Source organism: Marinobacter sp. SS8-8, from assembly GCF_030540945.1.
In the GTDB taxonomy this organism is placed as follows: domain Bacteria; phylum Pseudomonadota; class Gammaproteobacteria; order Pseudomonadales; family Oleiphilaceae; genus Marinobacter.
In genome coordinates this window covers 16,463-40,902 of record NZ_JASSVN010000015.1, presented here as the reverse complement: position 1 = coordinate 40,902, position 24,440 = coordinate 16,463, and the positions used below count along the sequence as shown (strand labels likewise).

Annotated in this window: 25 protein-coding genes and 4 pseudogenes; 11 read left to right on the top strand and 18 right to left on the bottom strand. The window is 57.5% G+C overall.

Annotation, left to right across the window (positions count from 1 at the left end):
- The first annotated feature begins 24 nt into the window (after positions 1-24).
- Positions 25-477, top strand: a complete 453-nt coding sequence (locus QPL96_RS14600) for a DUF3429 domain-containing protein (RefSeq protein WP_303288044.1) — start codon at positions 25-27, stop codon at positions 475-477.
- Positions 478-490: 13 nt separating this feature from the next.
- Here QPL96_RS14600 and QPL96_RS14595 read toward each other — a convergent pair whose 3' ends face one another.
- The 8 genes from QPL96_RS14595 to QPL96_RS14560 form a co-directional block, all read right to left on the bottom strand.
- Positions 491-1,933: an aspartate kinase gene (locus QPL96_RS14595; RefSeq protein WP_303288043.1), complete on the bottom strand. Its 1,443-nt coding sequence runs from the start codon at positions 1,931-1,933 to the stop codon at positions 491-493.
- Between the two features lie 51 nt (positions 1,934-1,984).
- Positions 1,985-3,253: a diaminobutyrate--2-oxoglutarate transaminase gene (ectB, locus tag QPL96_RS14590; RefSeq protein ID WP_303288042.1), complete on the bottom strand. Its 1,269-nt coding sequence runs from the start codon at positions 3,251-3,253 to the stop codon at positions 1,985-1,987.
- A 207-nt stretch (positions 3,254-3,460) separates the two neighbouring features.
- On the bottom strand, positions 3,461-3,976 hold the full coding sequence (gene ectA / locus QPL96_RS14585) for a diaminobutyrate acetyltransferase (protein WP_303288041.1): 516 nt from the start codon (positions 3,974-3,976) through the stop codon (positions 3,461-3,463).
- Positions 3,977-4,320: 344 nt separating this feature from the next.
- Entirely contained in the window at positions 4,321-5,724 is a 1,404-nt protein-coding gene (locus tag QPL96_RS14580; RefSeq protein ID WP_303288040.1) for a sodium:solute symporter, read from the bottom strand.
- Between the two features lie 300 nt (positions 5,725-6,024).
- Positions 6,025-6,996 carry a radical SAM protein gene (locus tag QPL96_RS14575; RefSeq protein WP_303288039.1) on the bottom strand — a complete coding sequence of 324 codons (972 nt, stop codon included), beginning with the start codon at positions 6,994-6,996 and terminating at the stop codon, positions 6,025-6,027.
- Positions 6,983-9,172 (bottom strand): FAD-dependent oxidoreductase, encoded by a 2,190-nt coding sequence (locus tag QPL96_RS14570; protein ID WP_303288038.1) that lies wholly within the window; start codon positions 9,170-9,172, stop codon positions 6,983-6,985. Before QPL96_RS14570 ends, QPL96_RS14575 begins: the two co-directional genes overlap by 14 nt.
- 218 nt (positions 9,173-9,390) lie before the next feature.
- Positions 9,391-9,645 carry a Txe/YoeB family addiction module toxin gene (locus QPL96_RS14565; protein WP_303288037.1) on the bottom strand — a complete coding sequence of 85 codons (255 nt, stop codon included), beginning with the start codon at positions 9,643-9,645 and terminating at the stop codon, positions 9,391-9,393.
- Positions 9,642-9,893, bottom strand: a complete 252-nt coding sequence (locus tag QPL96_RS14560) for a type II toxin-antitoxin system Phd/YefM family antitoxin (RefSeq protein WP_012137510.1) — start codon at positions 9,891-9,893, stop codon at positions 9,642-9,644. The genes QPL96_RS14565 and QPL96_RS14560 overlap by 4 nt, the downstream gene beginning before the upstream one ends.
- 390 nt (positions 9,894-10,283) lie before the next feature.
- Here QPL96_RS14560 and QPL96_RS14555 point away from each other — a divergent pair, with 390 nt between their 5' ends.
- From QPL96_RS14555 to QPL96_RS14530, 6 genes and pseudogenes are all read left to right on the top strand, one after another.
- Positions 10,284-11,126: a reverse transcriptase domain-containing protein gene (locus QPL96_RS14555; RefSeq protein ID WP_303288036.1), complete on the top strand. Its 843-nt coding sequence runs from the start codon at positions 10,284-10,286 to the stop codon at positions 11,124-11,126.
- A 189-nt stretch (positions 11,127-11,315) separates the two neighbouring features.
- The gene (locus tag QPL96_RS14550) at positions 11,316-12,122 is read left to right on the top strand and encodes a PAAR domain-containing protein (protein WP_303288035.1); all 807 of its coding nucleotides are present in this window, start codon (positions 11,316-11,318) and stop codon (positions 12,120-12,122) included.
- A gap of 85 nt (positions 12,123-12,207) precedes the next feature.
- A pseudogene (locus QPL96_RS14545) lies at positions 12,208-12,651 on the top strand (IS3 family transposase); the annotation flags it as partial.
- A 15-nt stretch (positions 12,652-12,666) separates the two neighbouring features.
- Entirely contained in the window at positions 12,667-12,777 is a 111-nt protein-coding gene (locus QPL96_RS19500) for a type II toxin-antitoxin system RelE/ParE family toxin (protein WP_368388920.1), read from the top strand.
- Entirely contained in the window at positions 12,777-13,070 is a 294-nt protein-coding gene (locus tag QPL96_RS14535) for a HigA family addiction module antitoxin (RefSeq protein ID WP_303288034.1), read from the top strand. Before QPL96_RS19500 ends, QPL96_RS14535 begins: the two co-directional genes overlap by 1 nt.
- 258 nt (positions 13,071-13,328) lie before the next feature.
- On the top strand, positions 13,329-13,463 hold the full coding sequence (locus QPL96_RS14530; RefSeq protein ID WP_303288098.1) for a hypothetical protein: 135 nt from the start codon (positions 13,329-13,331) through the stop codon (positions 13,461-13,463).
- Positions 13,464-13,516: 53 nt separating this feature from the next.
- On the opposite strand, the gene QPL96_RS14525 is transcribed toward QPL96_RS14530, so the two are convergent.
- On the bottom strand, positions 13,517-13,834 hold the full coding sequence (locus QPL96_RS14525; RefSeq protein ID WP_303288033.1) for a CcdB family protein: 318 nt from the start codon (positions 13,832-13,834) through the stop codon (positions 13,517-13,519).
- Complete coding sequence (locus QPL96_RS14520; RefSeq protein WP_303288032.1) at positions 13,834-14,079, bottom strand: type II toxin-antitoxin system CcdA family antitoxin; 246 nt, start codon at positions 14,077-14,079, stop codon at positions 13,834-13,836. Before QPL96_RS14520 ends, QPL96_RS14525 begins: the two co-directional genes overlap by 1 nt.
- 93 nt (positions 14,080-14,172) lie before the next feature.
- On the opposite strand from QPL96_RS14520, the pseudogene QPL96_RS14515 reads away from it, so the two are divergent.
- From QPL96_RS14515 to QPL96_RS14505, 3 genes and pseudogenes are all read left to right on the top strand, one after another.
- A pseudogene (locus QPL96_RS14515) lies at positions 14,173-14,445 on the top strand (transposase); the annotation flags it as partial.
- 94 nt (positions 14,446-14,539) lie between these two features.
- Positions 14,540-14,668, top strand: a pseudogene (locus QPL96_RS14510) (type II toxin-antitoxin system mRNA interferase toxin, RelE/StbE family); the annotation flags it as partial.
- A 213-nt stretch (positions 14,669-14,881) separates the two neighbouring features.
- The gene (locus tag QPL96_RS14505) at positions 14,882-15,163 is read left to right on the top strand and encodes a hypothetical protein (RefSeq protein WP_303288031.1); all 282 of its coding nucleotides are present in this window, start codon (positions 14,882-14,884) and stop codon (positions 15,161-15,163) included.
- Between the two features lie 164 nt (positions 15,164-15,327).
- On the opposite strand, the gene QPL96_RS14500 is transcribed toward QPL96_RS14505, so the two are convergent.
- The 8 genes from QPL96_RS14500 to QPL96_RS14465 form a co-directional block, all read right to left on the bottom strand.
- Complete coding sequence (locus QPL96_RS14500) at positions 15,328-17,076, bottom strand: glycosyltransferase family 39 protein (protein ID WP_303288030.1); 1,749 nt, start codon at positions 17,074-17,076, stop codon at positions 15,328-15,330.
- Positions 17,077-17,084: 8 nt separating this feature from the next.
- Positions 17,085-17,753 carry a TVP38/TMEM64 family protein gene (locus tag QPL96_RS14495; protein WP_303288029.1) on the bottom strand — a complete coding sequence of 223 codons (669 nt, stop codon included), beginning with the start codon at positions 17,751-17,753 and terminating at the stop codon, positions 17,085-17,087.
- 1 nt (position 17,754) lies between these two features.
- On the bottom strand, positions 17,755-18,522 hold the full coding sequence (locus tag QPL96_RS14490; RefSeq protein ID WP_303288028.1) for a glycosyltransferase family 2 protein: 768 nt from the start codon (positions 18,520-18,522) through the stop codon (positions 17,755-17,757).
- 93 nt (positions 18,523-18,615) lie between these two features.
- Positions 18,616-20,028, bottom strand: coding sequence for an ATP-binding protein (locus QPL96_RS14485; protein WP_303288027.1), 1,413 nt, complete (start codon positions 20,026-20,028; stop codon positions 18,616-18,618).
- On the bottom strand, positions 20,025-20,708 hold the full coding sequence (locus tag QPL96_RS14480) for a response regulator transcription factor (RefSeq protein WP_303288026.1): 684 nt from the start codon (positions 20,706-20,708) through the stop codon (positions 20,025-20,027). Before QPL96_RS14480 ends, QPL96_RS14485 begins: the two co-directional genes overlap by 4 nt.
- Positions 20,709-20,730: 22 nt before the next feature.
- The gene (locus QPL96_RS14475) at positions 20,731-22,287 is read right to left on the bottom strand and encodes a glycosyltransferase family 39 protein (protein WP_303288025.1); all 1,557 of its coding nucleotides are present in this window, start codon (positions 22,285-22,287) and stop codon (positions 20,731-20,733) included.
- Entirely contained in the window at positions 22,271-23,278 is a 1,008-nt protein-coding gene (locus tag QPL96_RS14470) for a glycosyltransferase family 2 protein (protein ID WP_303288024.1), read from the bottom strand. The genes QPL96_RS14475 and QPL96_RS14470 overlap by 17 nt, the downstream gene beginning before the upstream one ends.
- On the bottom strand, positions 23,250-23,645 hold the full coding sequence (locus QPL96_RS14465) for a GtrA family protein (protein WP_303288023.1): 396 nt from the start codon (positions 23,643-23,645) through the stop codon (positions 23,250-23,252). Before QPL96_RS14465 ends, QPL96_RS14470 begins: the two co-directional genes overlap by 29 nt.
- A 424-nt stretch (positions 23,646-24,069) precedes the next feature.
- Here QPL96_RS14465 and QPL96_RS14460 point away from each other — a divergent pair.
- A pseudogene (locus QPL96_RS14460) lies at positions 24,070-24,380 on the top strand (MBL fold metallo-hydrolase); the annotation flags it as partial.
- Between the last annotated feature and the right edge of the window lie 60 nt (positions 24,381-24,440).

Below are 24,440 nucleotides of genomic sequence, written 5' to 3'. Positions count from 1 at the left end.
TCGACGAACTCAGAAGCAGAAAACGTGATTGCTGTCGCTAGGCTCGCCATTCTCGTTGGCATTGCCGGGCTGATCCCCTTTATCGCGATGATCGCGGGGCTGTTTTTCATGCCCCAACACAGTGTCGCGCTGATGGATTACTTCTACCTTTACAGCGCCGGCATCCTGGCCTTCATGGCAGGGGTTTACTGGCCCATCGCCATGCAGCTTGATAACTGCTGCTATCCGGTGTCGCCACTGGTCACCATGCTGCTCAGCCAGGTGTTCTTTGTGGCCGCCGGTATTGGCCTGCTGTTGCCCATCCCTGGACAGATCCTCCTCTACACCAGTGCTTACCTGGCACTCTACCTGGTGGATGCAGGGTGGATGCGGGTGTACTGGCCGGCTTGGTATCTGCGGCTGCGCCTGGTGCTTACGTCGGTAGTGGTGGTGTGTCAGCTGTCCGCGGCAGCCTGGTTCTTCATTCCAGCCCACTGACCTCCTGTACCGCTCAGGCTGCGACAATGGCGTATTCGTGGTTATGGGGCTCAATGAGTACGCCATGCAAGGCCACGATCGCCCCCTCGTAGTCGTCCTCATCCACCACAAACTGAATATCCACCTGGCGCATGCACTGGTGCAGGGCCAACACACTGATCTCCTCATCCGCCAGGGCCTTCACGGAACGGGCAAGAATACCCGGTACCTTCATGTCGCTGCCGATGGCAGACACCACAGCCACCTTGCGGGTGTTGATCTCGGCATTGGGAAACTCTTCCTCCAGCGCCTTGACCACCCGTTTGACGTGCTTCAGGGTGCTGCCCACGTAATGGGTGATGGTGTTGGCGTTGGTGTCCTTGGACAGGAAGCGCACCTTGAAGCGGCCCAGTACGTCCAGAATACGGCGATCCGAACCCGGCTCGCCCTGCATGTCCTGATCGAACACTTCCACGGCAAACACGCCCTTGGCGCCGGCGATAATCTCCACCTGCGGTTTCTCACTGACGTAGTCGCCGGTGATCAGGGTGCCGGTGTGCTCCGGCTCAAAGGTATTCATCACCCGCAGCGGGATTTCATTCTGGCGCAGCCCCTTACCGGCGCGGGGATGGATAGCCTCCATACCCAGGTTGGCCAACTGGTCGGCAACGTCGTAGTTGGTGCGACCCAGGGGCACCACCTTGTCCGCACCAACGATGTTGGGATCGGCGGAACTCAGGTGGTATTCCTTATGGATAACCGCTTCCCGGGCCTCCGTGATGACAGCCACCCGGCTGAAGGTCATCTCACTGTAGCCCCGGTCGAAGGTGCGCATCAGACCTTCCTTGCACTGGGCGTAGCCGGTAACAATCGGTAGCTCACGACTCAGATCCACTGCGTCGAAAGCCTGTTTCAGCTTCTCGTCCAGCGGCAGCAACTCATTGTCACGCCACCCGGTCAGATCCACAAAGCGGGCATTGATGCCTTCCTGCTGGAGCTTCAGGGCGGTGTTAAAGGCGCTGTGGGCCTCGCCGATGCCGGCCAGCATCTCGCGCACCGTCAGCAGGTGTTCTTCCAGCTGGAACTGGCCGTAGGAGCACAGACGCTGCAGGTCGATCAGGCAGCCCCGCACGCCTTCAACACGATCAGTGATGAACTGGTCCGCCTGTTGCTTCAGCATCGGATCGACAAACAGCTCGCCGTTGATGTCGGTCAGGAACTTCACCAGCTTGGTGAGATCGTCACCCCAGGCCCAGTCCGACTCGGCATCCGCAAACAGGGCATACACGCCCGGCTCGCCGGTTTTCTTGTGTTCCAGCAGTTCATTGGTCACTCCGCCATAGGCGGACACCACAAAGATACGCTGGTACAGGTCGTCCTTGTCGCGATTACCGATAATGATGTTATCGCGGACGGCCTCGTAATTACTCATCGACGTACCGCCGATTTTTTCAACGGTATGTAGTTGGCTGGTCATAGGTTTGCCTTCGCTATCCTTCAGCATGAATGTCCGGAGGTGCGGGGCGCCTTACGACGCCTCGCTGAGCCCTTCCTGCATGATTTCGTCCACACTTTTCGCAAGCAGTGCAGCACCTTTTTTAAGGTCCTCCTCACTGGTTGTCAGCGGCATCAGGCACTTGATGACTTCATCATTCGGACCACTGGTCTCAATGATCAGGCCGTGCTCGAAAGCACGCCTCGTGATCGCGCCTGTAACGTCTGCGTGGGTTGCTTCGATACCACGCATCAAACCGCGCCCCTTCATTTTGAACTGACCAGGGTACTTGTCGCAAATCGCCTGCAGGGCGTCGCCCAGCACCTTGGTCTTGGCCTTTACTTCATTGGCAAAGGCATCGTCTTTCCAGTAAGTCTCGACAGCGGTGCGGGCAGTAATGAACGCCATGTTGTTGCCGCGAAACGTGCCGTTGTGCTCGCCCGGGTCCCAGACGTCCAGTTCCGGCCTGAACAGTACCAGCGCCATCGGCAGACCGTAGCCACTGAGGGACTTGGAAACGGTGACAATGTCCGGCTTGATGCCGGCAAACTCAAAGCTGAAGAACTCACCGGTACGGCCATTGCCCGCCTGGATATCGTCCAGGATCAGCAGGATGTCGTGCTTCTTGCACAGTTCGGACAAACCCCTGAGCCATTCCGCGCGGCAGGCGTTCAGGCCACCTTCGCCCTGAACCGCTTCCACGATCACTGCGGCCGGTAATTCAAAGCCGGAAGAGCCGTCGCTGAGCAGCTTGTCCATGATGGCAAGACTGTCCACGTCGTCGCCCAGGTAGCCGTCGTAGAACATGAAGTCGACGTTACCCAACGGCGTACCGACGCCACCGCGATGGTGTTTGTTACCGGTAGTGGCAACGGCACCCATGGAGACACCGTGGAAACCGTTGGTGAAGGAAATAATGCCACTGCGGCCTTTCACCTTACGGGCCAGCTTAAGAGCCGCTTCCACACAGTTGGTCCCGGTAGGGCCGGTAAACTGCATTTTGTAATCCAGGCCACGGGGATCCAGGATGTACTTCTTGTAGGATTCAATGAAGTCGTGTTTGGCCGTGGTAAACATGTCCAGGCCCTGGCTCACGCCGTCTGTCTCGATGTACTCAAGCAGCGCTTTCTTCAGGATGTCGTTGTTGTGGCCGTAGTTCAGGGAACCGGCACCGGCCAGAAAATCCAGGTACTCCTTGCCATCTTCGGTATAAAGATGCGCGTTCTTGGCGCGGTTGAAGATGACCGGAAACGCACGGCTGTATACACGTACTTCGGATTCAGTCGACTTGAAAATTTCCATGGTCTTGCCTCTTAGCATGTCAGGTTCGAGGTAGATGCGCGGTGGCTTATCAAACAAATGCAGACGCGGTCGCGATAGGCCCACCGTGCGTTGGTTAAAGCCTGGTGGCAGAGCTACCTCAGTGGTCTGCCGGCTAGTCCAATCACAGCTTTACAGTCGTTCATGGCCCAAATTGCAAGTTACAGGGCCGATCCTGGACCGGGGCGTTCAGACCGGCTTCGTGAAGGGCCCGATGCGCAGCAGAAACTCGGAATCGTGCTGCCCGCCAAAGTGGGTCTCTTTCTTGAAGTGCTCGTGATAGGTGAGCTCGGCTCCCATGTCGCGGGCGAATGACCGGAACAGCGCCCATGAGGCCTCGTTGTCTTCGGTGATGGTCGTCTCCATGTGGGTGACGTCCTTACAGGCATCACGACCGACGATATCTTTCAGCATCCGCTTGGCGAGGCCCTGTCCACGACCTTTCTCGTGAACCGCCACCTGCCAGACAAACACGGTCTCGGGCTGTTGGGGAGGGATGTATCCGGAGATAAAGCCGACCAGATCGCCTTCCTTCTCCGCCGCCACGCCGGTTTCGGCGAAGTGGCTGCACTGCAACAGGTTGCAGTAAATCGAGTTGGGGTCCAGCGGTGGACATTCTGCCACCAGCTGGTGGAGCCTGAAGCCATCATCCTTCACCGGTGTGCGAAGCGTGATGGCGGTGGTATTCGATCCTTCTGAGGTCATAGCGTGATCGGTTCGTGTCAAGAAGTTAGTGTTAAATTATATAGACCACAAAATATATTTCAAGTCAGGCTCGAAAGAGACCAAAACAGGGTGATCGCAGCGGTGTAACTTTCTACCACGCAGACTCTCCTGGCTCACTGTTTCAGAATAGAGCAGATTGAATCCTCCGTCAGTGACGAATTGGCTAAATAATGGAAGGGGAAGCCACGCCGTCAGAACTCAGGGGCTGCCATTCAGAATCCTGTTACGGAAGGACAAGGCTCCGGGTAAGCCAGCCCGCCAGGGACTCCGGACCCCATGCACCCCTAAAACCTTTAGGCCTCCAAAGATCAGGTATCGGTACCTCAGGCCTCCCCAGCCGCCAGCGAACGCCCGGCAAGACGCCGGAGCAGCAAGGGAACAAAGAATCCGGCCGCGCAAATGAGGAAGCCATAGGCATTCACGCCCAAGAGCATGGCGTACTTGCCTTCACCAATGGCCCAGCTCGCCGGTATCAACCCGACCGCAAGCAATACTCCGAGCCCCAGACCGGTCCAGAAACTCAGATGGAAACTCCAGGGCGACCATTTGGTGAACCTGTAGAACAGGAACACCGGCGCTAACCCCATCACCATGGTACCGGATATGGTGGTGGCCTTGAGAATATCGGTGCCAGCAAACATCGGCAGGTTGCCCGCGAAGGCGAAGATAACCATCACCACCGCCCCCACACGAATGCCGGGAAGGCGATCCTGCGCCCGCCGCGCGAGCCGCGGCAGATCCACAGCGAGCGATTTCGCCAGCGAGGTAAAGGTGGAATCCAGTGTTGAGCCGGCTGAGGTCATCATTACCACACTCATAAAGAACAGTGCCGCCAGTCCCAGGGACTGCCCCACGGCAGCCGGCGCATTACCCATCGCCTCGATTCCATTCAAACGGGCATGAACACCAACCAGGCTGAAAATAAACACCGCCACAAAGCCCAGCAGCCCCGCGACCACAAAGCTCTTGAGCATGGTTTTTTCCTTGTTTACAAAGCCCCGGTCGGTCAGCACCGGGTCATGAAACGGATAACTGAACATCTGCAGCAGGGCCACCAGCAGCAGATCAAAGCCGGCATCGAGCCTGAACTCGCCATTGCTCAGCAGGGCTCTGGTATCGTTGGCCGGAATAATCAGGAACAGCACCGCCCCGACAAAGAACACAAACACAAAGGCCTGAATCACGTCGGTAAAGATCGAGGATCGCAACCCGCCTTTCAGGCTGTAGGCCAGGGTAAACACCGTGAACACCATCGCCGCTGTGTAGTATTCCCACTTGCCCGGCAATCCGAAATAACCACCGACCACGGCGGTGTTGCTCCACACCTCATTGTATAAACGGATTAAAATCGCAGCGGCAAACGCCAGCGCCGCAAACCGCCCGAACCGGCAGGTCAGGAAATCCTGAAGGCTGCGGGCACCGGTCTGGGTCCGGATCAGGTATATGATGTAACCGGCTATGGGAATCGACAGCCAGTAACTCGCGTAAGCCAGGCCGCCGGTCACGCCATAGGCCGCACCGAGGTTAGCCGCGTTGGTGACCGATTTGGCGAAGATCCAGCTGATAAAAATACTCGCCGTCAGTGACCACTGCCCCACCGGGTTGCCGTTATCGTCCGCGCCCTGGTAAAACGAATTCGCGTTCTTGCTCTTTGGCGACAGCAGGTACATCACCACGCCGTACACCAGCAGGAATCCCCAGAACAGGGAGGCTTCGGTAAAATTCATTGTCTTGTTCCTGGTTCGTTATTCCCGGGGCTCTGCCCGGGGTTTCTGATTTGGGTGGTGACGGCGCTGGCCGGGAAGGGGCTCAAAAAAACGCCCGTGAATACGTCCCTGTAGGGCTCGGTCGCGCCATCCCTGGCGCTCCACGTTTTTTGAGCTCCAACCCGGCCACCCCCTTGTTCAAATCCAATGGTGGGCTCCCCGTCAAAGGATCTGGCTTCCGAAGAAACCCAAAAATGGATTTCTTTTTCTCTTCTCTTTAGCGGATAGCAAAGCGATATCCGCGACCAGTCCTAAAAAAAACTAACCAGGAGCTGAACAACTGGCCCCAAACCGATAACAGGAAAAACACCGGTGATGCCGCAGCATAATGCGCTCATCCATACTCTCGGCCAACGAGCCCCCGAGGTCATACTGCGGATCATCATCCACCAGCGTGCAGGCATACACCCGAACCCGGTCACCCTTCTTCACCAGCATCCGGGTGTAGGTGCACATAAAGTGCGTCCGCGACTCCCTGGTCGGATACTTCTCCATACAGGTCTCGGTAATCTCCGGACTGCCGTCCTCCGAACCCGGTGTGCCAAGGTCGGGAAACGCGGTAAACGCCAGGTTCTCGGGAATATGCCAGTTACGGAAAATTGCCCGGAAAGCCGCTTCCACGTCCGACGGGATTTCCTCGGGATCGGTCTGGCGGGCAATCGACACCTTGAAACCCTGCTCAATCAGCCAGCGGATACCCTCCAGCGCCAGATCAAAGCTGCCTTCACCGCGGTCCTTGTCGTGCCGGGCGCGGTCCGGAAAATCCAGGCTGACCCGGAAGTGGATCGGGTAGGGATTGTCCAGCAACGGCAGCACCTGGTGCCGGCGCTTGCGCAGCGGCTCGGTGGCGTTGGTCAGCACGAAGCAGGGCCGGTGCTGGCTGGCGTAATCCAGGATGTTGACAAAGTCCCGGATCACGAAGGGTTCGCCGCCAGTGAAGGAGAATTGCTCCACACCCATGCCGATGGCTTCGTGGATAAAGGGTTTCACATCGCTGAGCTTCATGCCGGGAATGCGGCCATCACCAGGATGGGAGCCTTCCAGGCAGAACGGGCAGGCCAGGTTGCAGGCGGTGCCGGTATGAATCCACAGCTCCTTCAGCCTGTCCGCATCAATGTAGCCCCGGGGGTCACCGTTGCGGGTGTGGGTCCAGCTGTCGAACGCCCGGGGCTCCAGGACCTCCACGGCTGGAATGCGCCTTCTGCGGGCCGTGGGGGTTTCAGTCAGGGACATAGAGGCTCCTCGGTGCTTTTGTGTCTTTGCCGCGACGCCAGCCGTGCAGCTTTTCCAGCAACTTCAGGATGCCCGCGGGGGCATGGGCGCGCTTCCATTCGCCGGCAGCGTATTTGGCGGATTCGTTCCAGGTCGGGTACGGATGGATAGTACCCAGGATCTTGTTCAGGCCAAGGCCATGTTTCATTGCCAGGGTGAATTCCGCGAGGATTTCACCGCCATGAGAACCCACCACAACCGCTCCAAGGATCTTGTCCTTGCCCGGCGGTGTGAGCACCTTGATAAAGCCATGGTCTTCGCTCTCAGCGATAGCGCGATCCAGGTCATCCAGTCCGTATCGGGTGACCTCATAGGCGATCCCCTTCTCTTTGGCTTCGGCCTCACTAAGCCCGACCCGCGCCACTTCCGGTGAAGTAAACGTCACCCAGGGCATCACCCGGTAATCCACCCGGAAGCGTTTGAACTGTCCAAAGAGGCCATTCACGGCGGCATACCAGGCCTGATGGGCGGCAGCGTGGGTAAACTGATACGGACCAGCCACATCGCCACAGGCAAACACGTTCGGGTAGCGCAGGCTCATGTCTTCTTCCACCGGTACTGTGCCGTTGGGCAAGGTATCGACACCAATCCTGTCCAGCTTCAGGCCGGCGGTGTTTGCCGCGCGGCCAACGGCCACCAGTACCTGATCGAAGGGAATGCGTACCCGCTCACCTTCATGCTCGCAGTAGACGACCTTCTCGTCTTCCTCTGTACGGAACTCCACCGCAGAATGTTTCAAACGGACATCAATACCGTCCGCCTCAAACTGCTTGAGAATCAGCGAAGACACGTCGGTGTCCTCCTTTGCCAGCAGACGCTCCCCCATCTCAACCTGGGTCACCCTGCTGCCCAGCCGGGCGAACGCATGGGCCAGCTCGGAACCGATCGGACCACCGCCCAGTACCAGCAAACGCTCCGGCTGTTCCTCCAGTTCCCAAAGGTTATCGGAGGTCAGCGGCTGCATGTCTGTAAGGCCGGGAATCGGCGGCATGGCCGGTTTTCCACCGGTGGCGACAACAATGCTGCGCGCGGTCAGCCGTTCGGTACGGCCGTCGTTGTGCCTGACTTCCAGCTCCCAGGGCGATACGAAGCTGGCCTCGCCAGAGAGGCAGTCCACACCCAGTTTGCGGTAACGCTCAGGGGAATCGTGAGGCTCCACCCTGGCGATCACGTCCTGGACGCGGTTCATAATGTTCCTGAACGAGCCATTTACCGGCACGGATTCGAGACCATAACGGTTTGCATGGCGCAGGGTGTCTGCCGCCTTGGCGCTGCGGATCAGCGCCTTGGAGGGCACGCAGCCGGTGTTGAGGCAGTCGCCGCCCATTTTGTGCTTTTCAATCAGGGCCACTTTTGCCTTCACCGCCGCTGCGATATAGGCCGAAACCAGGCCGGCGGAGCCGCCGCCAATGACCAGCAGGTTGTAATCGAAGCTTTCGGGCTTCTTCCAGCCGGCATAGACCTTGCGCCGGCGGATAAAACTGACCACAAACCTGGCAATCAGAGGGAAAAGGCCAAGCAATGCAAAGGACAGCAGCAGATCGGCTGAGACAATGTCACTGGTGGATTCGATCTGGCCGAGCTGAGTGCCGGCGTTCACATACACAAAGGTGCCCGGAAGCATGGCGATCCAACTGACCAGGGCGTAAGTGCTCAGCTTCATGGCCGTCAGGCCCATGGCCAGGTTGATCAGAAAAAAGGGGAATACCGGAACCAGGCGCAGGGTTGCGAGGTAGAAGGCACCGTCTTTTTCGATTCCTCGGTCCATTTTCGCCACGGTCTCGGCATAGCGCTGGCGCAAGGTATCGCGTATCAGGAAGCGGGCCACCAGAAACGCCAGAGAGGCGCCGATGGTGGATCCAATCGACACCGCCGCCAGGCCGTACAGGTTGCCGAAAAAAGCACCGCCCGCCAGGGTCATGATCGTCGCTCCGGGCAGTGACAGCGCCGTGGCCACTACATAGATGGCCACAAACCCGAGCACCGCAGCCACCAGGTTCTGCGCAATCCAGCTGTCCAGAAGCTGCTGGTTATCCTTGAGATTCTGCAGCGTCAGCAGTTCATTGCCACCGCTGGCGATAAAACCGGTGATCACCGCCACGATCAACGCAACCAGAATCCATTTTTTCGATGTCATGTCATAATCCTTGTTACCCTTAATGTCGTATCGCAGGGACACAACAGTTGCGGAAGTGTTACATCGGGTTCTTCTGTTTTGCTTTTTCCACAGGTTTAAAGAAGTTGTACGTTGTGCAGACCGGCATTGTGTCAACGATTGCTTATGAATATCTAACAAGTGGCTGCACCGGATTGGCTGACACTGCGCTTTAGCCAACCGATGAGCCAAGCGTTAAATCAGTAGTGATACCGGAGCTGTGCGATAAGCAAAGCGTCATCCGTGACCTTGTAAACGATTCGGTGTTCTTCGCTGATTCGACGGGACCAGTAACCGCCGAGGCCGTGTTTGAGGGGCTCGGGTTTACCGACGCCTCCAAACGGTTCTCGCTTGGTCTCCTTGATAAGCTTGTTGATGCGGTTAAGGATCTTTTTGTCCGTTTTTTGCCAGTACAGATAGTCTTCCCAGGCGTTCTCGGAGAAGATCAGTTTCATTCAAGAAGTTCCTTTTCCTGACCACCGCCTTGCTCCAGCTCGGCGACGGATTCCAGCAAACGACGGGCGTTCTTCGGTGCCCGCAGAAGGTATGCAGTTTCCTGCAGTGCCTCGTAGTCCTCAAGGGAGATCATGACCACGGACTGGGATTTGCTCCGGGTGATGATCACTGGAGAGTGGTCTTCACAGACCTGTTCCATAGTTTTTGCTAGATTGGTTCTAGCGGCTGTGTAGCTAATGGCATCCATAAGGCTGCTCCTGTACAGGATATGGTTCATGTGCAGGATACCGTACAGAAAAAGATTTAACAATCGGCTGCACAGCGACCGGGGTGTGCTTTGTAAATCAGGCGTCCACGCAGCAACAGTTTTGTGTCTTACCCTGGGAGGCCTGTTTGCTGTTCAGGGAGAGAACTGAACGCTGGGCAACCGGCGTTGACCGGCAAGCAGGAATCAGCAGAGGGCATAGTAGGTTCACCCGTGAACTGAAGGCCCGAACAGAGACAGGAGTCGATCATCCGTGCAGATGATCGGGAATGCATCAGACAAGCAGCTATCGCTGTCCCTGTCCCTGGCGTTGCCAGGGGATGAACCCTAGTCTGGAAATCGGACCGCGTCGGACTCCGTTCAACCCTCACCGTGGATGAACTGCCGGATTATCTCCGCCAACAGTGGCCGAATATCAGACAGCAGTTGCTCCGGCAGACCTACCGACCGCAACCGGTTCGGCGGGTCACCATTCCCAAGCCCAACGGCGGTTCTCGTCCACTGGGTATTCCCACCTTGCTGGATCACTTTATCCAGCAGGCCATCGCCCAGGTGGTACAGGAAGATTGGGAGCCCCGGTTTCACCCACACAGCTATGGCTTCCGCCCGGGGCGCTCAGCGCACCAGGCCGTGGGATACGCACAAGGCTGTGCCCGGGCAGGCCATAACTGGGTGGTGGATCTGGACCTCAAAGCCTTCTTTGACCGGGTGAACCATGATCGCTTGATGGCACGGCTGAAACGGCACTGTCCGGACAAACCGCTGCTCAGGCTGAGGAAGCGCAGCTTCCTGGGCTTCACCCACAGCCGGAAAGGGCAAAGATTGAAAGTGGCCAGCAAGGCCATCAACAAGCTGAAAGCTCATATCCGCAGACTGAGCCGCCGCACAGGGGGCCACTCATTAGTTCAGGTGATCGCAGACTTAAAAGACACCTTGCTTGGCTGGAAAGCGTACTTCGACGTTGCCGAAGTACTGAGCCCGCTGCGGGGCCTGGAGAAGTGGATACGGCGGAGAATGCGAAGTTACGTGTGGAAGCAATGGGGTCGAAAAGGCTATCGTGAGCTGAGGAAGCGGGGTGTCTCGGTCAGACTGGCCTGGAACACCGCGAAATCGGCCCATGGTCCGTGGCGCCTGAGCCGGTCACCGGCCTTGGCGCAAGCCTTGCCGGCTCGAATCTTCCGGAGCTATGGACTGCCGGAATTGGCAGTGCGGTAACGGGTTGAATCAAGCCACTGAATCGCCGTGGTACGTGATCCGTATACCCGGTGATGTGGGAGGAGGGGCACCGTGAGGTGCCTCCCTATCCCGATTATGTGGTGCCAACCATGCTAAAATCCCGGATTTTGAGCAATGTTTAATTACATGTAGCCAGGAAGCTACTTTTGGCTGAAAGGAACTCTGACCATGAGTAATCTCATTGCCGCCTGCGTTGGCGACATGCACGTTTGCCCGATCAAAGGGCACGGCTCCTCCCCCATCATGCCCAACGGCTCCAGTATTCTTGTTGAAGGCAAACCCATAGCCCGGGTGGGCGATGTCACCGGCTGTGGTGCGGTTATTACCCAGGGCTACCCGCTGGCGCTGGCCGATGGTATGCCGGTGGCCTACCTTGGCAGCCCCACCAGTCATGGCGGTTCTATTGTCAGCGGTAATTCTCGTGTGATCTTGGGTGTCGCCACCAATACCGCGCCGGTTGTCGATTTTGCCATGGCCGGTGCATTGGATGACAAAGGCCAGCTTACCCCTGCCGCCAAAGAGTTGCTGGACAAAGATCCACAGGAGTTTGTTCGCAAGGCTGCTCAGGAGGGTGCGTTGATTGACGAAGGCTTGTTGGACGAGTCGCCGGATGACTCGCCCGAAGAAGAGGGCCGTCCCAAGGTCCGGGTAGAGGCGGGTATCTTTTTCGATGGCACCGGCAATAACCGCGATAACACCCAGACGTATCGGCAGCATATGGACGAGTGTCTGACGGCCAATGCAGCCGGGGCCATCTCCGAGGATGAGTGCAGTGCCGAACTGTCGCAGATCATGGAGGGCAGTTATCTTAACGCGGAAACCAATGTCTCCAAGCTGGAGCGAATGTATCAGAAGGGCCAATTCCAGAGTGAGGAGTGGAAGCGGGCGCGCAGGACTTCCATTTATGTCGCGGGTGTAGGCACCAAGTCAGGCCAGCCAGACGACGACGTCATGCTCACCCCGTGGCGTGACTAACCCTTCAGGAATCGTTGTTCATCGAACACCCTCTGATGCTTGAGCATAAAGTAGGCAGCGCGCCCCAATTTGGGGGCCAGCGCAGTACCTGGCGGTGTTCATCGACCTGTTCAGCCGACGGGTAGTAGGCTGGAGCATGGGCTCGCGGATGAAAGCCAGGCTAGTGACAGACGCTCTACGCATGGCGATCTGGCAGCGGCAACCGGACGCCCGATTGATCGTCTATTCAGATCGAGGCTCTCAGTACGCCAGCAAAGCTTACCGGCGACTTCTGCAAGCCAACGGCTTTGTTGGCAGTATGAGCCGTAAAGGTGATTGCTGGGACAATGCAGTCGCCGAGAGCTTCTTCGCAAGCTTGAAGAAAGAGCGTGTGCAATGGCGGAACTACCAGACCCGCACTGAGGCGCAGCAGGATATTCTGGATTATATGGTGATGTTTTATAACAGTCGGCGACTGCATTCTACGCTGGGTTACATCAGCCCGAACGATTACGAATCAACCGTTGTTGAATTGAGAAAAGCGGCTTAACTGGGTTGTCACAAAATGCTTGACCACTCCAGGCGTTGGTCGATTTGGGTTAACGGAAATTGGCGCATGACGTTCGAATTTCAGGACGGCAACGCTTATATTCGTGATTACGAGGATTATCACTAATGAATATGCATAATCCGCCGCATCCTGGCGAATTCATTCGGGAGGTGTACCTGGAGCCTTTCGGTATCAGCTCTCGTCAGCTTGCTTCCAGTTTGGGCGTTTCACCTTCCACTTTGTCTCGGCTGCTCAAAGGGGACAGTGGCATTAGCCCTGAAATGTCTCTGCGGCTGTCCAAGGTTCTCGGACGTACTCCTGAGAGCTGGTTGGCGATGCAAGATATGTATGACCTCTGGGTGGCTCGCAGCACAGTCAATCTAGATGGTATTCATCGCCTGGACTTTGAAGCAGCTTAACCAGTGGCTGTTGTCGGACGCGTCTACGCTGCGCTCCGGCATGCCGCAAAGCCAGGCGTTAAAGGCCTGGCTCCAGTGTTCTTGGTTGTTACCTTGTGCTTCTTCCGATACCGGGCTTTAACGCCGGCCTCGCGCCTGGAATCCGGCAGTCTGTCGCGTTGACGTTGGCAATACCGATTAGAACCTCCAGCGGAGAAGGGTATTCTTTGTCACAAGCAATTGAAACAAAATAAAAAACCAGAATCCGAGGAGGTAACAATGCGTCAAAAACGCACCGTCCAGAGCAGTATATTCGATCTTTACGCAGAGCACGAGATCGGGCGCGAACTCGAAGCGATGTCCGACTGGCTGGTCATCCCTGGAGCATTGTGGAATGCTTCAAATCCACCCTGATGCTGATCGAGTCGTTCCTGCAATAAAGCCACGCGGCTGCTTGCGTTGCGGCGTTAAATGCCAGTGATTGCGAGGTCCAGAGCTCCAACAATCTGGTCTCTGAAATGCGATAGGGAGCCAATTGGGTTCTTGAGCTGTTTTTCAGGCACTGAAGAAATTTGAGGTGTCAGCAACAGCAGTTCCTGGTCGGCAAAGGTGATTTCCGGTGTGAGGCCCTGCATGGCTTGACCGCCAAAGGCCGCGTGTTTGGCCAGTGGGATGACGATACGAGTCGCGAGATCTGTTAGTAGAGGGCTTTGAATATCCACCAAGTAAGGGTAATGCGCCTTGCTGGTTTTGCTGGGGTTTGGGTAAACGTCGAACTGAGCCATCAAAACTCCCGAAATTCATCCCCGAAACAGCCATGCTGCTCGACGAACTCGTTGTAGCTTTTGATGGCCGCCCGGTTTTCTTCAATCCATTGGGAAGACTCGCGCTTTGCCAATTCTTCTTTCAATGCCCGCTCAAGGGTCGCGGAGAGATTAATGTTCAGAGCGCGAGTTTTTTTCAGCAAGTCGCTGTTGACTGACAAATTCGCGGCTTTTTTCGGTGCGGTTGTGTTGTATAGATCGGCCACTGTAGCCTCCAGTTGCAGTAACACACTTAGTAATAGGGTATGCGCATGATTGTGCGCATGCAAGTGCATTTAACCAGAGGCTGTTGCCGGACGCGCCTGCGCGACTATGAGGCAGATGTGCTGCGCTTCCTGGACGATCCGGCGATCCCGTATACCAATAACCAGGGTGAACGTGATATCCGCATGCTCAAGGTGCAGCAGAAAATCTCCGGCTGCTTCCGCTCATTCGAGGGGGCCCGGATCTTCTGTCGTGTGCGCAGTCTTCTGTCCACGGCGCGGAAACAGAACCTGGGTGCCTCCGAGGTATTGACGCAGCTGTTTACCGGGCATGAGCCGGCTTTCATGTCGGCCCCGGAAGGGGGTTAACAGGACTTTTTACGGGGAGGCAGCTGAATAGTTACACCAGCCCAGCGGTTGCCCGCTAAGCTGGAAAGTGACCAAGCACTGCAAGGGATTGGCACTGGTTGCAGAAGATTCATACCGTAAGCCGCCGTCGTTTGAAAAGCCCAGCGGTGATCTTGCGGGAGCTTGTTCGCGCCGCATCAATATTCAGCATCGTTTGGTATACCAAGTGCTCGAAGACGAGTGAGTGGTGAAAGTTCTCCGGCTTTGAAGCCACGTCAGAAGATCGGTGCTAAGCTGGCTGGGACAGGTATCGAAATAGTCGCTCACCTGCCGCAGGCCGTGGATGTAAAGGTCAATGGTCCTGGCGCTTTTCCCGCGCAGGGAAGTGCAGATGACTTGGACCTCGGCCGCGTAGCGGCTTCGCCCAACCATCAACATAAGACGAAAGGAGTCAACAATGGCAACGGCAATTATATTTCACGAAGTTCAGGATGGTGCAGTTTGGGCCAAAGCCTGGAAGAAAGGACCAGGGAGCCGCCATGAGATGTTCGGGAAACTTGGCATCAAGTGCCGAAACTTCCGTGACCCTAATAACCCCAATGCGACGGGCGTTATGGCGGAAATTCCTGATATGGCGAAATTTGAGGAGCTGCTGCAGTCTGATGAAGGCAAAAAAGCGATGCGGGAGGATGGCTTGAAGGTCGAGACGATGCGGATGTTGGTCGAGTTCATCCCGTAGATGCAGGCGTACCCTTCAAGTCCATCAACCCGAACCTGGAGGGCATTACGATGTTTGGGTGGACAAATTTTTATTGACTCCTTGTCCGAGAATGTAGGTGGCGTCGCCCTTTTGGGGTCGCTTCTTGTTGCTGGGAAAGTGTTCCGTTACCCGGCGCAACCAGCTTAATCCTGCCAACTACCGGGAGTTGGCGTGGTAAACCGTTTAACCTTGTCTGGCGGTGCGCAGCTGGGCTTCATTTGTTGATCACCCAGTAAAAGATAGTTGTCTCGGTGAGCCGTTCCCAGAGGGATAGCACCTTCTTTGGTAAAGCATTGCAATTCAATCTGATCTGCGACGATGAGATAGCTATCTGCGGTTTCGTTCATCCACAGCCATGCGTTGCGACTTTCCTGCTCAAGGTCGGTGAAAAAGCTGAAGTGGGTGAAATCGCGCCTGGAGAACAGGATAAATTGTTCCCGGAAATCGATCATGCCGAGTTGTGCATCGGCCGGCATGCTCCGTTCCGCAGCCGCGAGAATATCACGAGGTGTGCGTAAAGGTTCCAGAACCCGGTAACCCCAGGTTGTGTATAGCAGCCAACTGACCATCATGGCCACGAACAGCCGCCCCAGCGCATTAGAGCGCCAGAACACCGCAAGGCTGACCAACCATACCAGGCCAACGCTGAAAACCAGTGTTCCGGCCTCATGCAGCCGCGCCGGGTCTCGGCTGTAGTCCGCCACTTTTTCGACCAGCCTGGGATGATCATTCCAGGCCATGACTCCAACGACCAACAGGGCCGTGGCCAACAGAAAATGCAGTCCCGTGAGAACGGCCGGGAACCAGCGGGCAGGTTGCTGAGTGCTCAACACCGGCGCAAGACTCAGGACGAACATGGGCAATGCCGGCAGAATATAGACCCCGCGCTTGCCGGGGCTGATGCTGAAAAACACCACAACCAGTGCGATCCAGACCAGCAGAACGGGAATGACCGGGTTTCGCCGGATGGCTCCCGCAAGGGGGCGTACTAATGCAAGCAAGAGTAACGGCAGCGGAAACCAGAGCGAGGGGATAGCATTGGTCAGGTAGTAATACCAAGGCTGGATATGACCCCAGGAGTCGGCATATCGTTCGCCGGTTTGCCTGAACAGAATGTTGTTCCTGTAGGCAAGGGCTTCTTCCGTGCCCAGGTTGTTCACGTAGAGCACCATTGGGATCAGCCAGGCTGCAACGACGGCTATCATGGCCAGCGGGCCGAGCGCACAGCGCCAGGTAAGGGTGCCGGAAAAAAGCTGGCGATTCCGGAGCCCGAGTATCAGGATCGGGATAAACATGAATGCGGGCAGAAAGCCGACACCTTTGGTAATAATTCCAAGGCCCATGAATGCCCAGGCCACGAAGTACCAGCCCCAGGCCGGTCCGGTGAAAAAATGCCGGATCAGACCATAGCAGGCGACGGTAATCCAGGCTGCAACCATGGCATCTATCTGGGCCTTCTGTGCCTGAATCAGGAACTGCGGCGCAAGCAACAACAGCAACACGGCTATCGTGCCGGTGCGCTGGTTCCATAGCCGCGTGCCCAGATCAAAAACCAGTCCCAGGGTCAGCAGGCTGCTAAGCGCATTTGGCAGCAGGAAGGCGACTTTCAGGCTGCCAGTTAACCAATAGAACAGGGCAATGCTCCACATGAAGACCGGAGGCTTGTCCGGATAGAGCTCGCCACCTCTCATGGGAATCAGCCACTGTCCGGAAGCCACCATTTCCCGGGCAACTTCGGCAAAGCGGGGCTCGTCGGCCGGCCACGGGGATCGCAGGCCGATACCGGAGAAGATGATCGCTGCGGCAAATGCCAGCAGCACGAGCAGTAGCCGGTTCCGCGAGAGGTTGAAAAGGTACTCGGGGAGAGGGCGAACGAAAGGCGATGCGGGCATGGTCGGTCTCAGGAATGATCGGAAAGGGAATTGGCCAGGGTTCTGGCTCTTTGATTGTGGTAGAGCAGCGCGCCAATCATGGAGGCCAGAATGAACAGGGCAACGCTCAGGATCAGTTGATATTCGTCAGCAGTGCCAATGCCGGCGCCGGCCAGAGCAAACACCAGCATTTGCGGAAGGTATCCGAGCACGCTGCCGGCCAGGAAGGGCAGAAAACGGATGCCGGAACAACCTGCAACGAGGTTGGTGACCAGGTTACTGCCGACAGGCAGCAGGCGAACCATGAGTACCTTCAGCAGGGTCTGTTCCTGAAACAGTTCGTCAAACTGGCGCATGCGCCGGTTGAACCGGCGGGCCAGGGATGTTCGCAGCAGCCATCTTGCGGTGAAGAAGCACCCTGAGGCGCCAATAGTGGCTGCCAGTGTTGATACCAGGGTGCCGTTGATGCCCCCGAGGGCAAAACCAAGCACAAAGGCAAGCAGTTGGCGGGGGGCGCCGATGCCGGTGAAGATCGCGCCTGCCAGGGTGATAGCCAGCAGGCCTTCAATTCCGTGGCTGTGCAGGTAACTGGCTACCTGGGCCCTGTCCGCTATAAAATCGAACCAGCCATTCCGGATTGCCAGATAGCCGACCAGCGCCAGCACAGCAAAGACCAACCAGCGGGACCCGTTGAACATGTCAGGACTGCTCCGTTACCGATACCGGGGTGTCGGAATTGACGGGGTTGGCAATGACAGGAGTACGGGTCCGGTGTAGTAGCCATAAAACGCCGAACAGGTCGAGTATGCCGGCCCAGGTCCGATTCCAGGCGTTGTATTTGGAAGTGCCCGCGGCACGTGGCCGGTGGTTTACTTCCACGACCACAATCTCACCACCAATACCCCGCACCAGCGCCGGAATGAAACGGTGTGCGTGGTCAAACCAGGGCAGTTTAAGAAACGTGGAGCGAGGGAACAGCTTGAGGCCACACCCGGTGTCTGGCACACCGTCATGCAGCAGTGCGTCGCGCACGCGATTGGCCAGTCGCGACTGAAATCGCTTCCAGGCGGTGTCTTTGCGGTTCTTTCGATAGCCCGCGATACAGAAATCCGATGCCCGGATTGTGTTTGCTTTTTGCAGCAGTGCCGGAATGTCAGCGGGATCATTCTGGCCGTCACCATCCATCGTCACGATAAGACGACTTCGGGCGTGCCTGATGCCCGTAGCCAGTGCACCGCTCTGGCCGATGCTCTGCTCATGACGAACCGTGACGAGTCGGCCGCCAAGGGACTGGGCTGTCCGGGTAGCGGTGTCCAGTGTCTGGTCGTGGCTGCCATCGTCCACCAGAACGACTTCGAAGCCGGGGTAATCCCGCATCACACCCAAGGCTTCGGTCAGCAGGGTGGCGATGTTTGCCTCTTCATTCAAGGCCGGGATAACCAGCGACAGAGTTTTTTCCTGACCCATGTAACGATATCCTCGAAAACGGAACATCAACCGGACCTTGTGACGGCCTTGCTCAACAGGGCCGAAGTATCCTCCTCAAACCTTAAATTAACCTTAAGTCTGGCTGCGCCGTGAAGCGGGACGAGCCGGAAGCCAGATGCCGACACAGAGGCCGGATTGGCCATCCGGCCGCTCGCCCAGGGTAAGCTGACCACCATGGAGCTCGGCGATGCGCCGGGAAATGGCGAGCCCGAGCCCGGCGCCGCCGCCGAGTCGCTGATCAAGCCTGACAAAACGGCTTAGAGCCCGCTCCCGCTCTTCGGTTGGGATGCCGGGGCCCTGATCACAGACGGTAATGTGGTAACCGTCGCCGGAAGGCGTGAGGTGGGTAGTAATCATGGTATGTTCGGGGCTGTACTGAATGGCATTGGCAAGCAGGGAGCGCATCAGTGTATTGATCAGCGCGCTGTGGCAGCACACCAGGGCCTGGCCTGCATCGTCTTCCAGTACCGGTTCAATATTCTTCTTCAGGGCCAGGGGTGCCACATCGGCAATGCTCTGCTCCAGAGTCGCAGACAAATTGTGGTATTCCGGTGTGAAATCGACACCGGAATCAACGCGGTTCAGCAGTAACATCTGCTCCACCAGGTGCACCATGCGATCCACGGATTGGATCAGGTCCTCGTACTGATCCGGGATGTCCTCACAGGCTTTTTCCAGGTTCAGTCGGAGCGCCGTCAGTGGTGTTCGAAGCTCATGGGCGGCATCCGCAGAGAAACGTCGTTCCCGTTCCAGGGCTTGATGGAGACGTCTCAGCAAACCATTCACCGCCTGCACCAGTCCGGCGACCTCCTTTGGTGCCCGGCGGTCGTCCAGGGGGTGGATACTTTCGGGGGCCATGTTGCGGACGGGTCTCTCAAGTCTCCGGAGTGGCTCGAGGCCCACCTGGATTGATAGAAGCACGGCCAGCGCCAGCAAAGGAAGAGCGATCAGGAAGGGCAGTGCGTTGCCCAGGGCGATTTTCTGGCTGAGTTCGGCTCTGACATCCTCACGCTGGGCAGTACGGATCCAGAAATCGGTCGCCGGATCCTCAAGGGTAAAGGTCCGCCACTGGTAATTCATGGCCTCCTGCCAGGCAAAGCCAGGCTTCAGGCCCTGGGGGTCGTTGGCCCGGAGGGTGTCGAGGATCGGTTCCCTGTCCGGCGACCAGATCTCAAAGGCAATTTTGCGTTCGTATTTGTGGCCCAAACCGTCAGGCAGGATGTTATCTTCGTCTTCCTCTCCCTGGTAGGCAGTCGCCGGCAGTTGGAGCGCTTTTGCCAGGTCTCGGGAGAGCTGGTCGTTGGGTTGGGTAGAGGAGAGATGCTCAACCAGCCCCTGGACGATGCGGGTGCTCCGGGCGAGCTCGGCATCGAACAGTTCTTCCAACACGTGGTGGCTGGCGTAGTAGCCCCAGCCGGCGGCAATTAATGTGATGATGAAAACGGTACTTGTTACCAGCAGGGTGAGCTTGCGGGTCAGGCTCATTCCGGGGGCGCCTCTGCAGCAGCTTTGCTGTCAAGCAGGTAACCAACGCCGCGAACCGTGCGGATGGTTTGTTTGCCGGCACGCCGCCGCAAATGATGGACATGCACTTCGAGCGTATTGCTTTCGGCACCCTGTTCCCAGCCGTAAAGCTGCTCCTCCAGCCGGCGCCGTGTGGCGACCTGGTCCGGATGGCGCATCAGGTAGTGCAGAATCTGGAATTCACTGCGCGGCAGGGCCACTGTCTCGGCACCAATTTGGAGCTGGCCTGAGTCAGGATCCAGGGTCAGCCGGCCAATGTTCAGGCGGCCGGCCCGGACCTCCGGGCCGCGCCGGGTAACTGCCCGGATTCGAGCCTTCAGTTCTGCCATCGCGAAGGGTTTGGTCAGGTAGTCGTCGGCACCGGCATCCAGGCCCCGCAGTTTTTCATCCAGATCGCTGCGGGCGGTGAGGATAATTACCGGTGTTTCGATGCCTTTGTTGCGGACCTTTCTAATGACATCAAGACCATCCATGCGCGGCAGGGTCAGATCCAGAATGGCCAGATCGAAACGGTCGTCGAGTAGTGCGCGCAGTGCCTGATGGCCATCATCCAGCCAGTCGACGGTATTCTGGTCGTCGCGCAGCATCCTGAGCATGGTCTTGGCCAGCAGGTGGTCGTCTTCAATAAGCAGTATGCGCATGCCGCGGGAATCCGGTTGGTACTCAGCTCAGCGGTTGGTCGTTGGTTACAGTGTAATCGATACCGCCGGTTTTGCTTTCCCGATTGGCGCCACCGGCTGTGCTTCCGGGCCGGGGTTCGAGCAGGAAAAGGCGGTAGCGTCGGTTCTCGTGGATGGGGTCGGCGAGGCCTTTGAGTCGTTGCAGCATCGCTTTATCGCCTTTCGCTACCGCCAGAGCCATGGGCTCCGTCAGGGCTCCCTTCTCCAGCCGGCGGATGACCAGATTCGCATCGATAGTGCGTGCCTCTCCCTGGCTGTAGAAACGTGCCGAGAATGGGGTCTTGTCGAGATAAGCCAGACTGTCCGCAGCCATACCGGGGATGCGGTTAACCCTGGCCACCAGTTCCCGCTCGGTTTTCAGTTGCTCCGGGTGAATGGCAAGCCAGCCACCGGCGACTGTGCCAATCACCGGTATCAGAAAAACAGTAGCCAGAGCCGCAGGGTGCATTGGTCTGGCAAGCCCCTTTGACCAAATAGACCAAAGGTTTGATGTCAGCACCGCGAGAAAGGGCAATCCCGGAAGAACGTAGGTCCAGAGGATATTGCCGGACAAGGTGAAAAAGATGGCCGGGCTCAGGGCGGACGCCAGTATCAGACCGCCAACTCCCTTTTCACGGGGCTGCCATTGATGCCCTGGCGGTTGGCCGCGCCAGAGGTTGAGTCCGAAGGCGACAATAGCGATCAGACTCCAGGGAAAACCGGCCGCGATCAGGTACAGCCAGATGGTGCCTCGGGTAAACTCGTGGGCGTTGCCATACAGGTCACCCTGCCAGCCACTGACCAGGAACCGATTGAAGTGTTCTCCCACAATAAAGTAATCAAGGAAGCCGGGTGTCTTGAGCTCAGCCAGGATATACCAGGGCATCGCGATGGTCAGCATCAGTATGGCGCCGCGAATCCAGGGGAGGCACTGCCAGAGGGTACGCCAGCGCCGGGTAACGGCGACCCACAGAAATACCGGCAGACCGGTCAGAACCAGAATCAGCGGGCCCTTGGCAAGCAAGCCGATAGCGAGACCGAGGAAGAACAGCCAGCCCCAGACCTCTGTGCCGCCCTGAAGACGGATGATCAGGCTGGTCAGTACCAGGGTAGAACCGAGGGCAAGGAAGGAATCGGTCATCACCGTGCCCGCTGTCAGGAACCCGAGTGCGGTAGTGGCATAAATCAGAGCCGCCCAGAGACCGGACCGTCTGGCCGCTTCACTGGTGTGGTCGGGATGCAGGCGTCGGCGCAGGGTGAAGATTAGGTAGACAATGACAGCATTGGCCAGCCAGGAGGGCAGTCTGCCCGAAAACTCACTTACGCCAAGCAATTTGAACGACAGTGCCTGTGCCCAGAAAGACAGCGGCGGTTTGCCCCAGAAGGGCACTCCATAATCAAACCAGGGTGTGATCCAGTCGCCGGTCTCAGCCATGATGCGGGCAATCTCCGCGTAGCGGGGTTCGGTGGTGTCGGCCAGGGGAAGTATGGCCGCCAGGCCCAGGCGCAGGGCCAGGACCGAGAACAACAGCCAGAGCAGGGTGTTAATGTTTCTGGTCATTGCCGGCCACTCGCAGTTGGGGCAGAGCCGGTCGGGCGACGTCTTCGCTGTCTTCGGCAACGATGAAAACCGGGCGCTGTTTGGTTTCCATGTAGATGCGCCCCACGTACTCCCCCAGCAGGCCGACGCAGAGCAGCTGGACGCCCGACAGGAAAGTGATTATTGCAATCAAGGAGGCGTAGCCCGGAGTAGAGACGCCGAAAACCAGGGTCCGGAGGACTTCCCAGGCGCCAAACAGGCCGCCGGCGCCGGCGGCGAGCAGGCCGAGCACCAGTGCAATACGCAGGGGGCGGGTCGAGAAAGATGTGATTCCCTCCATCGCCAGATGGATGAGCTTCAGGTAATTCCACTTGGTTTTGCCTGCTGCCCGCGGGTCACGATCAAATTCCAGGGTGACGGTAGGCATGCCAACCCAGGCGAACATTCCTTTCAGGTAGCGGTTGCGTTCGGGTAACCGGTTCAGGGCATCCACCGTGCGCCGGCTCATCAGCCGGAAATCTCCGGTATCGACCGGTATCGAGGCGTCGCTGATGCGGTTGATCAATCGGTAGAAGATGCTGGCTGTTGTCCGTTTCAGCCAGCTCTCGCCGGCCCGGGTCCGTCGCTTCATCAACACCACATCCGCGCCCTTGCGCCATTCGGCAACCATGCTGGGAATCAGCTCGGGCGGGTCCTGTAGATCGGCATCCATCAGCACCACCGCATCGCCCCGGGCGTGCTCCAGGCCCGCGGTCACCGCCGCCTCCTTGCCAAAATTCCGTGACAGCTGCACTACCCGTATGGCGGGCTGGCGATGCCGGGCCTGCATCAGCAAGGCGACGGAATTGTCCTGGCTGCCATCGTCCACGAACAGCAGCTCCACGGCATCCTCCAGTTGCCGGCTCACCAGGTCCAGGCGTGCCAGAAGATCCGGAATGACCTCCGCCTCGTTGTGAACCGGAACGACGATGCTGAGCATCGGGTCAGTGAAGATTGATGGTTGTTTTTTCATGAAAAACAAACCTCTTGGCAAAGAGATAATTGGCGAATGCCACCAGTCCGGTGGCAACAAGCTGTGAGAGGGCAACCGTGGTTCCTGCTGCCATAAGCAATGAAAAGCTGAGCAGGTTGAGGCCCCAGCCCAGTCCCGCTCCGGTGAGATAACGGGGGAAGGCCACCCGGTGCGGCAGGGCAGAGCAAAAAGCGTAACGATGCTGAAGCGCGTAGTTGGCGAGAAGCCCCATGGTTGCGCCGATGGAGGTCGCTGACACCGCACCCACACCGAACCGGATGAGTACCAGCATGATCAGCCAGTGGAGCAGGGTGGCGAACCCTCCGGCCAGCAGGAAGCGGGGCAGCCTGCCTGATCGGTTTGTCATTAAATCCGGAAGTCTCATACAGCCTCACTCCAGAAATCGGGGGTGCCCGGCAATAACCGGGCGTGTCCGGAGGAATCCGGATAATGGCACGTTAGATTACTGGCTCAACCTTAAATAAACCTGAAAAACTCACTTACAAAGCCTTAATGCGACCTTAAGCCTCTGGTGGTGAACCCTTGACCTGCTAAAGCCAGGCCCTCTGTTCTGCCAGCCGTGACGGAAGTGGCAACGAAGCCGCGTAGCGGGAGAATGGCCATGCCACGCCGGGTCGCGGATCTTGAGACTGAACCGGTGGGTAGTGGCTGCCTTGTTGATCCATCAGGGACATTGCGCATATAAAGAAAGGTCATTTCACCTCATATTACCAGATAGTATATCTTTATAATTAAATCTCTAGATATCAGCTCCGATAGAGGTGACAGTCATGAGCAACCCGATCATTCAGCATTTTTTTGATGAACCCACCAGCACCTTCGGTTATGTGGTGCGGGACCCGGAAAGCCACGTGCACGCGGACCACTTGTCTGCCGCGCCCTACCTGCAAGAGGAGCTGGGTGGCAAAATGGGCATTGGCGCGCACATCCGTGACGTCCAGGAGATTTTCGGCAAGGTGTTCAATGCCGGTACTGAATTCCAGTGCGACGGCAGCCAGTTTGACCAGCTTTTCCACGAAGGGGCACCATGGCCATTGGCGGCCTTGAAGGGCGGGTATTGCATACACCAGGGCATTACCCCCTGCCGAAGACAATGGGCAGGTTTACCTGAAAGTACCGGTTGATCTGTTCTGAGATTCAC

Bases quoted from the DNA above. Each gene is read 5' to 3' on its own strand.
- QPL96_RS14490 (WP_303288028.1), bottom strand. From the start codon at position 18,522: ATGGGTCAGGAAAAAACTCTGTCGCTGGTTATCCCGGCCTTGAATGAA.
- QPL96_RS14580 (WP_303288040.1), bottom strand. From the start codon at position 5,724: ATGAATTTTACCGAAGCCTCCCTGTTCTGGGGATTCCTGCTGGTGTAC.
- QPL96_RS14485 (WP_303288027.1), bottom strand. From the start codon at position 20,028: ATGAGCCTGACCCGCAAGCTCACCCTGCTGGTAACAAGTACCGTTTTC.
- ectB (WP_303288042.1), bottom strand. From the start codon at position 3,253: ATGGAAATTTTCAAGTCGACTGAATCCGAAGTACGTGTATACAGCCGT.
- ectA (WP_303288041.1), bottom strand. From the start codon at position 3,976: ATGACCTCAGAAGGATCGAATACCACCGCCATCACGCTTCGCACACCG.
- QPL96_RS14565 (WP_303288037.1), bottom strand. From the start codon at position 9,645: ATGAAACTGATCTTCTCCGAGAACGCCTGGGAAGACTATCTGTACTGG.
- QPL96_RS14470 (WP_303288024.1), bottom strand. From the start codon at position 23,278: ATGAAAAAACAACCATCAATCTTCACTGACCCGATGCTCAGCATCGTC.
- QPL96_RS14530 (WP_303288098.1), top strand. From the start codon at position 13,329: ATGCGTCAAAAACGCACCGTCCAGAGCAGTATATTCGATCTTTACGCA.
- QPL96_RS14465 (WP_303288023.1), bottom strand. From the start codon at position 23,645: ATGACAAACCGATCAGGCAGGCTGCCCCGCTTCCTGCTGGCCGGAGGG.
- QPL96_RS14505 (WP_303288031.1), top strand. From the start codon at position 14,882: ATGGCAACGGCAATTATATTTCACGAAGTTCAGGATGGTGCAGTTTGG.
- QPL96_RS14560 (WP_012137510.1), bottom strand. From the start codon at position 9,893: ATGGATGCCATTAGCTACACAGCCGCTAGAACCAATCTAGCAAAAACT.
- QPL96_RS19500 (WP_368388920.1), top strand. From the start codon at position 12,667: ATGCTTGACCACTCCAGGCGTTGGTCGATTTGGGTTAACGGAAATTGG.
- QPL96_RS14475 (WP_303288025.1), bottom strand. From the start codon at position 22,287: ATGACCAGAAACATTAACACCCTGCTCTGGCTGTTGTTCTCGGTCCTG.
- QPL96_RS14575 (WP_303288039.1), bottom strand. From the start codon at position 6,996: ATGTCCCTGACTGAAACCCCCACGGCCCGCAGAAGGCGCATTCCAGCC.
- QPL96_RS14550 (WP_303288035.1), top strand. From the start codon at position 11,316: ATGAGTAATCTCATTGCCGCCTGCGTTGGCGACATGCACGTTTGCCCG.
- QPL96_RS14595 (WP_303288043.1), bottom strand. From the start codon at position 1,933: ATGACCAGCCAACTACATACCGTTGAAAAAATCGGCGGTACGTCGATG.
- QPL96_RS14480 (WP_303288026.1), bottom strand. From the start codon at position 20,708: ATGCGCATACTGCTTATTGAAGACGACCACCTGCTGGCCAAGACCATG.
- QPL96_RS14500 (WP_303288030.1), bottom strand. From the start codon at position 17,076: ATGCCCGCATCGCCTTTCGTTCGCCCTCTCCCCGAGTACCTTTTCAAC.
- QPL96_RS14570 (WP_303288038.1), bottom strand. From the start codon at position 9,172: ATGACATCGAAAAAATGGATTCTGGTTGCGTTGATCGTGGCGGTGATC.
- QPL96_RS14525 (WP_303288033.1), bottom strand. From the start codon at position 13,834: ATGGCTCAGTTCGACGTTTACCCAAACCCCAGCAAAACCAGCAAGGCG.
- QPL96_RS14535 (WP_303288034.1), top strand. From the start codon at position 12,777: ATGAATATGCATAATCCGCCGCATCCTGGCGAATTCATTCGGGAGGTG.
- QPL96_RS14495 (WP_303288029.1), bottom strand. From the start codon at position 17,753: ATGTTCAACGGGTCCCGCTGGTTGGTCTTTGCTGTGCTGGCGCTGGTC.